Origin of the sequence: Chitinophaga arvensicola (assembly GCF_900110835.1) — a bacterium.
Lineage (GTDB): Bacteria > Bacteroidota > Bacteroidia > Chitinophagales > Chitinophagaceae > Chitinophaga > Chitinophaga arvensicola.
In genome coordinates this window covers 3,624,513-3,636,427 of record NZ_FOJG01000001.1, presented here as the reverse complement: position 1 = coordinate 3,636,427, position 11,915 = coordinate 3,624,513, and the positions used below count along the sequence as shown (strand labels likewise).

General features: G+C 45.6%; 9 protein-coding genes. 5 read left to right on the top strand and 4 right to left on the bottom strand.

The features are described 5' to 3' along the window. Window positions 1-7 precede the first annotated feature (7 nt). From BMW79_RS15065 to egtD, 3 genes are read left to right on the top strand one after another with little or no spacing between them, the layout of a single operon-like run. Window positions 8-1,576 carry an ABC transporter permease/substrate-binding protein gene (locus tag BMW79_RS15065; protein ID WP_089896071.1) on the top strand — a complete coding sequence of 523 codons (1,569 nt, stop codon included), beginning with the start codon at window positions 8-10 and terminating at the stop codon, window positions 1,574-1,576. Between the two features lie 12 nt (window positions 1,577-1,588). Next, window positions 1,589-2,740 carry an ergothioneine biosynthesis protein EgtB gene (gene egtB, locus BMW79_RS15060; protein WP_089896069.1) on the top strand — a complete coding sequence of 384 codons (1,152 nt, stop codon included), beginning with the start codon at window positions 1,589-1,591 and terminating at the stop codon, window positions 2,738-2,740. Window positions 2,741-2,790: 50 nt separating this feature from the next. Beyond that, window positions 2,791-3,780 carry an L-histidine N(alpha)-methyltransferase gene (gene egtD / locus BMW79_RS15055; RefSeq protein ID WP_089896067.1) on the top strand — a complete coding sequence of 330 codons (990 nt, stop codon included), beginning with the start codon at window positions 2,791-2,793 and terminating at the stop codon, window positions 3,778-3,780. Between the two features lie 28 nt (window positions 3,781-3,808). Here egtD and BMW79_RS15050 read toward each other — a convergent pair whose 3' ends face one another. Then, the gene (locus tag BMW79_RS15050; RefSeq protein ID WP_089896065.1) at window positions 3,809-4,321 is read right to left on the bottom strand and encodes a DinB family protein; all 513 of its coding nucleotides are present in this window, start codon (window positions 4,319-4,321) and stop codon (window positions 3,809-3,811) included. A gap of 228 nt (window positions 4,322-4,549) precedes the next feature. Between BMW79_RS15050 and BMW79_RS15045 the strand changes: the two genes are divergently transcribed. Continuing rightward, a complete protein-coding gene (locus tag BMW79_RS15045) occupies window positions 4,550-7,252 on the top strand; it encodes a TonB-dependent receptor domain-containing protein (protein WP_089896063.1) in 2,703 nt (900 codons plus the stop codon). Between the two features lie 19 nt (window positions 7,253-7,271). Here BMW79_RS15045 and BMW79_RS15040 read toward each other — a convergent pair whose 3' ends face one another. Together BMW79_RS15040 and BMW79_RS15035 are read right to left on the bottom strand one after the other, a co-directional pair. After that, window positions 7,272-8,180, bottom strand: a complete 909-nt coding sequence (locus BMW79_RS15040) for a DsbA family protein (RefSeq protein ID WP_089896061.1) — start codon at window positions 8,178-8,180, stop codon at window positions 7,272-7,274. A 121-nt stretch (window positions 8,181-8,301) separates the two neighbouring features. Next, window positions 8,302-9,162 carry an OmpA/MotB family protein gene (locus BMW79_RS15035; RefSeq protein WP_089896059.1) on the bottom strand — a complete coding sequence of 287 codons (861 nt, stop codon included), beginning with the start codon at window positions 9,160-9,162 and terminating at the stop codon, window positions 8,302-8,304. A gap of 269 nt (window positions 9,163-9,431) precedes the next feature. Here BMW79_RS15035 and BMW79_RS15030 point away from each other — a divergent pair, with 269 nt between their 5' ends. Continuing rightward, entirely contained in the window at window positions 9,432-10,457 is a 1,026-nt protein-coding gene (locus BMW79_RS15030; protein ID WP_089896057.1) for a LacI family DNA-binding transcriptional regulator, read from the top strand. A gap of 211 nt (window positions 10,458-10,668) precedes the next feature. On the opposite strand, the gene BMW79_RS15025 is transcribed toward BMW79_RS15030, so the two are convergent. Further along, complete coding sequence (locus BMW79_RS15025) at window positions 10,669-11,898, bottom strand: alkaline phosphatase family protein (protein WP_089896055.1); 1,230 nt, start codon at window positions 11,896-11,898, stop codon at window positions 10,669-10,671. Window positions 11,899-11,915 lie beyond the last annotated feature (17 nt).

The following is an 11,915-nucleotide window of genomic DNA, read 5'->3' as shown; positions in this document are numbered from 1 at the left end:
CAAGGGCATGGAACCGACAGAAACCTTTTTTGATTTTATACAACAACAATCCGGTAAATTACTGGAACAAACCCTGACGCATACCGGTCTCACTTTTATATCGGTGCTGCTGGCAGTGGCCATCGGCGTTCCGGCAGGAATCCTGATTACCCGGAGAAAACGGCTGGCTGCGCCCGTGCTGGGCATTGCAGGTGTTATGCAAACCATTCCCAGTATTGCATTGCTCGGCTTCATGATCCCTTTGCTGGGTATTGGCCCGAAACCGGCTATAGTAGCATTGTTCCTGTATGCGCTGCTCCCTATCATCCGCAATACTTTTACAGGTATCAACGGCGTAGATCCCAATGTAACAGAGGCCGCTACCGGAATGGGCATGAGCCGCCGGCAAATGCTGCTGAAAGTACAACTGCCACTGGCCATGCCGGTGATACTGGCAGGAATCAGGACAGCCACGGTGATTAATGTGGGCGTAGCTACATTAGCGGCTTATATTGCTGCCGGCGGACTGGGAGAATTTATCTTTGGCGGTATTGCACTCAATAATACCAATATGATGCTGGCTGGTGCTATACCGGCGGCGTTGCTGGCATTGCTGTTCGACTGGCTCCTGTCGCTCATACAGCACATTAATATCCGCAAAGCAAGGAAAACAATTGTTGCCCTGCCCGTTATTTTTTTGGTATTATCTTCTTTTTATCTTCTCCCGGATACCTACAATGGTAAAATGCTGGCAGGATTTACCCCGGAATTTATGGGGCGGAAAGATGGCAACCTAGGCTTGAAATCTGTGTATGGACTGAATATCCGGACCCTGGTGATCAGTGATATGATTATGTATAAAGCCGCCTATGAGAAGAAGCTGGATGTGATCAGCGGCAGCAGCACCGATGGCAGGGTAAAGGCATTTGACCTGGTGGTACTGGAAGATGACAAACATATATTTCCACCTTACTACGCTGCCCCAATCGTGCGTGATGAAACGCTGAAAAAATACCCGGAGTTGGAGCCGGCACTCAACCTGCTGTCTGGTACAATTAATGATAGCATTATGACAGACCTGAATTACCGGGTCGATTACCTGAAACAGAATCCGGAGAAGGTGGCAAAGGATTTCCTGGTAGCACACCAGCTTTTCAAACCAGCCGGTAACGGCAGCAAAGGCAGTATCCGCATCGGCTCCAAGATTTTCGGTGACGGATATATCCTGGCAGCCATGTACAAAATGCTCATTGAAGGACATACGGATCTTGCCGCCGTCACCAAAACAGGACTGGGCGGAACAAAAATAGTATTTGATGCGTTGGTAAATAATCAGATAGATCTATACCCGGAATATACCGGTACCGGCTTACTTGTGATCCTGCAAACACCGCAGCACATCACAGACAGTATCATCAGCGACAGCCGGAAAGTATATGACTATGTGAATAGCGAATTTGAAAAACAATACCATATCAAATGGCTCAAACCCATCGGATTTAATAACACCTACGCATTGATGATGCGGAGAACAGCAGCCACACAGCTGCACATCAACAGTATTTCCGGTTTTACAAAATATGTGAATCAACAGTAAGCACCTGTAATTATGTTACTGAAAGAACAATACGAAACAGTCAGGCGGAGGAGTGAACAGATCTGTGCCCCGCTGAAAACGGAAGATTATGTAGTACAGCCTGTGGTGGATGTAAGTCCACCGAAATGGCATCTCGGACATACCACCTGGTTTTTTGAAACATTCATACTCGCGCCTAACGCCAAAGGTTATACGGTGTTTGATCCGCAGTATAACTATGTATTCAACAGTTATTACGAATCAGTGGGCGCCCGCGTGATCCGTACCAACCGGGGCAACCTCAGCCGGCCAGCCGTGGAGGATATCATGCGTTACCGCAAACATGTGGATGAAGCCATGATGGCGTTCCTGGAAACACCGCTTTCCAGAAAACTGACGGAGCTGTTTATCCTTGGACTGAATCATGAAGAGCAGCACCAGGAATTGCTGTATACGGATATTAAATATATCCTCGGACATAATCCGTTGTTCCCGGCATATGATCCTCAGCATAAAGATCTGACGCCAGTGAACAATACCGGCCCGGCATGGTTAAATATACGTGCGGGTATGTACGATATCGGCTTTTCGGGAGATGGTTTCTGTTTCGATAATGAACTGGGCAGACATGCCGTATACCTGCCGGAATACCGGATCAGTACAGCGCTGGTAACCAATACGGAATACCTGGATTTTATCCAGGCTGGCGGCTACCAGGATTTCCGGTACTGGCATGCAGAAGGATGGGATTGGGTAAAGAACAACCAGGTAACCACGCCTATGTATTGGTACAACATAGACGGGCAATGGGTGCATTACACCTGGCAAGGCCTCAGGCCGCTGATGCCGGATGCGCCGGTGAATCATATCAGCTATTACGAAGCAGCAGCATATGCGGCCTGGAAGGGGCAGCGGTTGCCCACTGAATTTGAATGGGAGGCGGCAGCGCCACAACTTTCGTGGGGACAACGCTGGGAGTGGTGCGAAAGTGCCTATCTTCCCTACCCCGGATTTGCCAAAGCACCGGGAGCGATCGGAGAATATAACGGAAAATTCATGATCAGCCAGATGGTGCTTAGGGGCGGCTCTGAAGTCACCTCACCCAACCACAGCCGTATCACTTACCGTAACTTTTTCCATCCGTCGTTAAGATGGCAGTTTACCGGAATAAGATTGGCAGGATGATTGAGCAACCGTTATGAAGTAATTCAAGTTCAGTACATCAAAATTTATTTATGACTGTAATTCCAACTGTGTTTGCCCCAAGCAAGCGCAAACCCGCTACCGATACATTTTATCGTGATGTGGTGCAGGGCCTCAGCGCGTCACAGAAATACCTGGACCCCAAATATTTCTACGATGCCGCCGGAGATGCACTTTTTCAGCAGATCATGCAATGTCATGAATATTACCTGACCGGATGTGAGATGGAAATTATCCGTCAGCAATCGTCCCAGATAGTGAAGGCATTGCAGTTATATGCAGGTGATTTCGACCTCGTGGAACTGGGCGCCGGTGATGCCACCAAATCCGTTCATTTACTACAGGCGCTGATAGATAACGGTGTAGATTATACGTATTTCCCGATAGATATTTCCGCCAATGTGATCAGTCAGCTGGAAAAGAATTTACCGGCACAGGTGCCGGGATTACAGTTGCATGGTTTAAACGGGGAATATTTTCACATGCTGCAGCAGGCCAATAACTACACCAGTAAAAAGAAGGTAATACTTTTTATGGGGGCCAACATCGGCAACTTCAGTGTAGGTGCTGCCCGCAGCTTCTGCCAGCAGTTAAGGAAATATCTGCAGCCAGGTGATCTGCTGCTGACCGGCTTCGATCTGAAAAAGCATCCACAGGTAATTCTCAATGCATATAACGATGCTTCGGGCATTACCCGCGATTTTAACTTCAATCTCCTGCACCGGATCAACCGGGAATTGCAGGCCGATTTTGATGTAACAAAATTTGAACACTTTCCTACTTACGATCCGGTAACAGGCGCGTGCAAAAGCTATCTCATCAGCCTGGAAAAACAGGTAGTACATATTGGTGAACAGCAAACGATTCACTTTGCGGAGAATGAATCCATTTATATGGAAATTTCGCAGAAGTACAGTCTCGAAGAAACCGACCAACTGGCCGCCTATGCAGGCTTTAAGCCAGTAGCCCGTTTCTTCGACCGTAAACACTGGTTTACCGACTGTTTGTGGAAATGTATTTAATGCCAGGCCTTCAACATCCGGCGTACCGCTACGATCTCACCAGTGTGATAGCTGGTGTGATCGAGCAACAACACCGCTTCGCGGAATACATCCGGCGTACCGCTACGATCTCACCAGTGTGATAGCTGGTGTGATCGAGCAACAACACCGCTTCGCGGAATAAATGCTGACCATCGCCATGCGGAAAAGGCGCAAACAGGTCTTTACTCTTTTCCAGCAAACTGATAAAGGTATGCAGGTCTTTGTTTACCTGCTCCACACTATGTTTCCAGGCAGCATCATTCTCTGGTGCAGTTTCTTTTGGCCAGTAGTCTTTCGGCCATTCCATTTCCTTATAATCCGGGTTCCGGGAAAAATCCAGGATATCATATTGTGTGAGCCGGATATGTTCTACTAACTGCCAGATGCTATAGGGCATATCTGGTGGGACCACGCCCCTTAATTCTTCCGGCAATTTCTTTACGGCATCTGCAAAAGTCACGTGTGCATTGGGTTTCAGCAGCATGTCCTTCAGTGATGCAACTAATGTGTCTGTATTCATAAAATAGTATTTTGCATAAACAAATATTTCAAAAAGATGGTTCGATTCTCTTCAAAAAAACATCCATATCGAAATAAGAATCAAGCATCGTGCCTCGTTAATCATTTGTTAATCACCTCATCTTGTTTTACGATTTAATAATAGTTATATCATTCTGTTACGGTTTGATCTTGATTAACACTTTACCATTTTTCGCTGGTTAACATTGCATTGAATTAACCACGTCCAATGTACAGATACGTCATAACGTTAACCACACTTATATTCGGTATATCGCTTACGCTTATGGCGCAGCGGGAAATCAGGGGTCACGCTTATGATAAAGATACCAGGAAACCGATGGCCGGCGCCACGATATTACTTTATACGATTGAGAAATCAATTCTCACTGCACAAACCACAGCAGATGAATCAGGTGATTTTCTGATAAAAAAAGTACCGGTGGGTAACTATAGTCTCACCATTACTTTTATGGGCTATACCGCCGTTACTAATTATATCGCTATAACAGAAAAAACCAAAAGTTTACTAATAGATCTTAAATACTCAGGGCTTGCACGTAACCCGATCAATTTAAACAGCATCAATGTAAAGGTCACGAAATCCATTTTCAGTATCCGGAAAGATACGGTAGAATTTTCCGCAGGAGATTTTCAGACTACCGAAAATGCCAGCGTGAAAAGCCTGCTGAACAAATTACCCGGTATCACCATCGATGCAGAAGGTAACCTCTCGTTTCAGGGTGTTCCCATTAAAACGATCCTGGTAAACGGGCGTCCGCTATTCCAGGACAACAGCAACGGGAATAGTGATACCAAAAAAATAACGCAAACCCTGCTTGCAGACCTGGTAGATAAGATACAGGTGATAGACCGGAAAAGAGCAGATGGTTTAGTTGAAGGCAACAAAAATGAAAAGGTGATTAACATCACTGTTAAAAAGGAATACAAAAAAGGAGTGAACGGCACAGCCGGTGCTGGTTATGGCACCGATAAAAGATATACGGCCGCCGGTAACGCCAATATGTTCAGAGACAACAAACAGGCGGTGGTAATGGGATATATCAACAACGTCAATTCCTCCCGTGGCCCCTCCTCCACCGACGAAAACCTGAACAGGGCAGAAAGTATGATGGGCGGCATTTCCAAAAAGAATAGCCTTAACGCCAACCTCGCCACCGATCTGTCGAAAAAAATAAAGCTCAATGCGAACTTCATGCACATGAGCCACAACACCAATAATGACCAGTCACTACAACGCGACAATATTCTCCCGGATAGTAATTTCCGCTACAACAGTAATACCAACTCGGATGCAACAGCTAACATGAACAATGTGTTTGCCAATATCACCGTACAGCCGAACGACAAGAACTTCCTGTCGTTTGATGTGATGGGATCCACACAACATAATAACTTCCATTCCAGCAATGACTATATTTCCCTCGGCGGGAAAAAAAATGATACCATCAATGCAGGAAATACCACCAATCAGGAAGAAAGAAGAAATAATACCATTAACCTGCTTACGCAGTACAATCACCAGTTCAATCCTTCCTGGGGGAGCCTGAGTGCATCCTTTAACATTGAACAGAACAATACGAGGGATGATCAAAAAAATAATACCTTAAACCGGCTGCCCGCAGCACAAATGGAAGACACCATCAATCAACTGGTAAAGTCAAAACTCAATATCAGGAGATTAACAGGACGACTGAGTTACCAATACCCGCTGATGCCCACCCTGTTCATGAATGTAGCTTACAAGATCAGCAGCAATCAGACAAACAATAACCAGGACGCTTTCAATTTTGATAATGAGAAAAAGGGCTATGATATTGTCAATAAAGAACTGACGTACAATTTCAAAAATAATCTTACAGAACAGTCCATCAGCACCGGCCTGTTTCTTAACAAAACCAAACTGCAGGGACAACTCAATGTTTCCTATAACACCACTGATTCAAAAAGTAAAAATTATACTGCCGGCAATGATTTCCGGCAAAAAATAAACTACATCTCCCCTAACCTGAATCTTTATTACAAAATAGATAATTACCGCAGCTTTGACTTCCGGATTAACCGGGAAACACGGATTCCCAGCACCGGTATGCTGCTGGTCCCTGTGGTATCGACCCGTAATCCGCTGTATGTGCAACTGGGAAACCCGGATCTGAAACCAACTATTTATAATTCAGCCGGTATAGGCTACCGCTCTTTCAGTGTAAAAGGGATCACCTTCGGTACCAATTTCGGACTGGATCTGCCTAATGATGCAATTGCACAATCCGTATATTCCGATTCTGCCGGGCGACAAATCACCCAACCTATCAATATTGACGGGAACTATAATTTCAACCAGGATTTTACAGTGGGAAAACGATTTTCAAAGTCAGGCCTCACCGTGAATTATTCGTTGTCCTGCTACTTTAACAAGGCCAATTCCCTGATCAACCGGGTGAGAGCCAGCACCTCGGATCTGAGTATCACCCAGATGCTGAACGCTTCCTGGGCCTATAAACAACTGCTGGAACTGGAAGGATTTGTGAGCATGTTATACATCAGCAGCCGTTATTCCATACTGAACAACAAAGTATCCGACTATAACATGTACAATGTATCACTGACCGCCAAGATCTTCCTTCCGGGAGATATTTCCCTGGGCAGTTCTGCATTATACGCCAACAACACCAGCCAGCACCAGCAATTTGTAGTAGTCAACAGCTGGATCTCCAAAACATTTCTGCGAAGAAAAAGCCTGCAGGCAAAACTCTATGCCTATGACCTGACCAAAAAGAATCAATCGCTGCTTACCTCTCAATCTACTACCTTCATAGAACAACAACGCAATACTGTACTTACACAATACTTTATGGGCAGTGTCACCTATTTCTTTGGCAAAAAACCAGCGGTGCCAAAACTACCACAGTAAAGTTACCAATGCTCCTATCTTACACTACTGACCATAACGCACCACTTGCAATACGTTTTACCTGCAAACGGCCCTCTGCCTCGTAAGCCAGTAGCTGCCGCTCTGCCTCCTCAAAAGCACACTCATTTAAAACAGCAAATTCCTTCGTTGTCAGCGTAGGGAAATAGGAAAACAGCGCCAGATCTCTCGCATAGGTACGCGCCACTGCATCGGGCAATAATTTTTTCAGGGCTGTGGTAAACACGGTATATGGTTTCGCACCATATACAAACTCCGAGCGGCTATCTTTATCTATAAAAAAGATAGAAGGAAAACCACGGACACCCCATTGTTTACCCATTGCCAGATCTGCTTCAAATAAACCGGGTGCTGCTGTATTAAAATCCTTTTCCAGTTGTAATATATCCAGTCCGGCGTACGCAGCCGCCCTCAATACTGGTTCCGGCTTGCAGATATTTTGTTTACCCATAAACAGCCCTTCTCTCATCTTTCTTAAGAAGATGACTGCCTTATGAGGATCCTGCTGCTGGGCTGCTTTAAACCAGATAGAGGGAGGATAGGAAGACGGCAACGGATCTTCTAACCATACATTGCCATCAATGGGCATCTGGTAATGCAGACTTACTTCATCCCAATGGTGCGCTACATCTTTAGGGCCGCTGATACCACCGGAGCTATACACTTCCCAGGAAGGGAGCAAACCACCCATGTGATAATGGATGTCCAGTACATGGCCATATTCCAGTTTCAGCTTACGCCATTGCGGCTCTATTCCCCAGCAGGTAGAGCAGATCGGATCCGTAAAATAAACCAGCTGAAGGGGTTTTTCAGAAACAGGCAGCGCGCTTACTACCGGCGCGTCCTTAACAGCAGTACCCGGGATTTCACATACGCCGCTCACCGGATCACAAAACATAGGTTCGTTCATAACACATTCTTATTGAAGATGGCAAATATACATAAAGAATAAAGCTATTACAGCGGATGATCAAAGCAAATAATTGCCCGCTCATCCGCTGTAATAGCTTTTATATAATGGAAATGAAAACTTAGTTCGCTGGTTTCTCCAGTAATTTGAAGAACTGATCCAGCTGTGGCAGGATAACGATCCTGGTTCTGCGGTTGGCCGCTTTTCCTTCCGGTGTATCGTTGGAAGCAACCGGCAGGTATTCACTTCTACCGGCAGCAGTCATACGTGCAGGCGGAATGTTATACTGGTTCTGCAGAATGCGTACTACGGAAGTAGCTCTCTTCACACTCAGATCCCAGTTATCCAGCAATACGTTAGGACGGTATGGTACGTTATCGGTATGACCTTCTACCATGAACTCGATGTCAGGCTGCGCAATCAGCACCTTGGCCACTTTGCCGAGTACTTCTTTCGCTCTTTCGTTGATATCGTAGCTACCGCTTTTAAACAGCAGTTTATCGGAGATATCAATATATACAACACCCTTATCTACCTTGATATTAATATCCTTGTCGTCCATATTACCGATGGCGCCTTTCAGGTTCATCACCAGTTGCATGTTCAGGGAGTCCTTACGGGCAATGGCAGATTGGAGGTCTTTAATATAGGCATCCTTTGCGCCGATATTATCGAGTGATTTCTTGATACTTTCTGCCTGTGAACTGGAAATAACTGACAATTCTTTCAGGTGATCCAGCATCTGGCTATTGTTGGTTTTCAGCTGATCCTGCTGTTCTGTCAAATTCGTTACTTTTTCTTTGTACGAAGCGGCAGCGCGGGCAGCATCTTCCTCACAGGTTCTCAGTTTACCATAGGTTGCCCTGTAGAGGCTATCCAGCTGTGCATTCCTTGCTTGTGATTCCCTTAATTTACGAGGTGCAGAACAGGACGCTAAAATGGTTACTAAAGCGACCGGCAAGGCTAGTTGTGCTATTTTCATAAAATGATACATTTTAATAATCTAACAAATAAGTATATATAAATAGTCGGGGATACAATGGAAAGGTATCCGTTTATAGCAAATAACAGGCCGAAGCATCGTTCAGTTCGTTACAACAGTGTTAGAATTTTATTAAAGCTGGTCCGGATGGATCTAACTGCTTTATTAAAAATGTATTATTCATAAAAAAAAGTTAATGTTTTCCAATATCTAAGTAACTTGTCCGGCAGAGTATATGCTGTATCTATTTTCTATTAATTGCTGTCAGTATGAGAAAAGTGGTTTCTTCGGGTCAACCAACAATAAAGGAAATTGCAAAAAGGCTGAACATCTCTGTATCCACGGTGTCAAGAGCATTACATGATCACCATAGTATTGGTTTAAGAACCAAGCAAAGGGTGAAAGAACTGGCCGCAGAACTGAATTATGAACGCAACCAGACTGCCATCTATTTTCAGCAGGGCAAAACATTCACCATCGGCATCCTGTTGCCCGAATTATCGGAAGCATTCTTCGCCAGCGCCATCAGTGGTATAGAGGATACCGCTTACAGTAATAACTATACGGTATTGCTGGGACAATCGCACGATGATGAAGCGCGCGAAAAACAGATTATCCAGAGTATGAAGCAACACCGGGTAGATGGCTGTATTGTATCTATCGGAAAAAATACCAGTAATTACGAGCATTTTGAAATGCTGCAGCAGGCCCGTATTCCCGTGGTTTTCTTTGACCGCATACCGGATCTGCCCAATATGCATTCCGTTTCCTGCAACCTGGAATCAGGTACGGTACAGGCAGTGGATTTCCTGCTGAAACAGGGCCACCGCATTATTGGCATGATCAACGGGCCGGAAACCATGGTAGCCAGCAAAGAACGCGGCACCGGCTATATCAGGGCGTTGCAGAAACACCGCCTGAAATACGATCCCAAACTGATCGTCAATGCCGATCTCACCACCGCAGGTACGGAAGCTGCTATGAAATACCTCTTGTCGCTCAAACGCAAAGTAACCGCCATCGTTACGTTCAACGACTACGTAGCCATGGACGCCGTACAATATGCCCTGAAACAAAAATTGGAAATAAATAAGGATATAACTTTTGTATCTTACGCCAATACACCGGTAAGCGGGTATACGGCTTTTCCTCCTGCTGCATCTGTGGAGCAGTTCCCGTATGAACAGGGGCAGGCGGCTACCAATATGTTATTATCACTGCTGAATGGGGAACATGCGCTGAATGATTATCAACGCACCATTATGGAGTCACAACTGGTGATTCATCACCGTTAAAATATTTATCGATAACCTAGCCACAGTATTGACCGTGGCTGGTTATTCGACTTCATTGTTCGCTGTCTATAATTGCTGCTTTTCCAGCTTAGTTCACTTTCGTATTAATTGCTACAACGATTCTACATGATTTTTTTAACATTTCATGTACGCAAACGCTTGCGTTATCAGCGCAAGCGTTTGCGTAAAGCCTCTTTTCCGGTGTTTTTGCCTATTGTTGTACCACCCACCTGTTCACACTGTTCAACGGTCCTTCCAGCACAATCTTATAAAAGGAAGAAGGCAGTGCGCTCACATTGACAGTGGCACTTTCTTTCGACACCGGTACTGTCGCCAGTAAACGGTATTCATCCTTTCCGCCTTCTTTATAGTGATTGGTAGTGGTAACCCATATTTTCACGTTACCTTTCTTATCATAGGCTTTCCAGCCCAGCTGCAAGGTTTCTTTTTCCAGTTTCGCCGTAGGCTGTGCCAGAGAGATAGCGCCGGTCAGCGGTACTCCATCCAGCTCTCTTGCATTATCTACCGGGATTGTGATGTTCATAAATCTTGCGATGGATGGAGCGATATCAACGATGCCCGGCTGCGCGGTTTTAAAATAGCTGTTCAGGCCTTTCGCATTGGTCACGATCCAGGTGGTGCGCTCCCGGTCTGATTGCCCGCCATGATTATGTCCGCCATGGGCATCACGACCATGATCCGTGGTGATATAGATCTGCCAGTCTTCATTGAAATTTTTGCGGCGATATTCCATCGCATCCCAGATTTTTCCCACCATATCGTCGGTCATCCTTACGGCTGTATCCAGTCTTTCACCGGTACCATAGCGGTGTCCCATATCATCACTGTATTCCAGGTATACCCAGGTAAGATCGGGAGCATCACTCTTCACGTAATCAGCCGCTTTGGCTACCACCGCTTCATCGATCAGGTGCGTATACCAGCTGTCTTTATCGTGGGGAAACTGTACTGTATCGTGTTCCAGTCCATCTACCGCGTGATCGATACGCAATCCGCCGGTTTGCGGTAATCCATCACCGAGCAACTTGGTGCGGTTATCGAGCCAGGTAGAAAATACGGCGGTAGTCTTCTCCGGATAAGCGGATTTAAAAAAGCGGAAAATACTGGGGTAGGAATAATTCTGTGCAGCAATATCATTGTCCCATACATTGTGCTTGTTCACCCAGGTACTGGTCAGCAAGCTGTTGTACCCTACAGCCGAAATAGTGGGCGTCTGTGAATAACCACCTTTCTCCCCGCCTACGTATGCGCGGCAATAGCCACCTTCCTTTGCAATACGTTTCAGATTGGGCGTAGGTTGTGACTCGATCACATCTGCCGGAATACCATCTGCAATAATAAATAATACCTTGTGTTTCTTTGGCTGTGCCATCACTGCGGTGGTAGTGAAAAGGCCCATAGCGAGGAATAAAAACTTCATTGTCGGACTATTTTTAA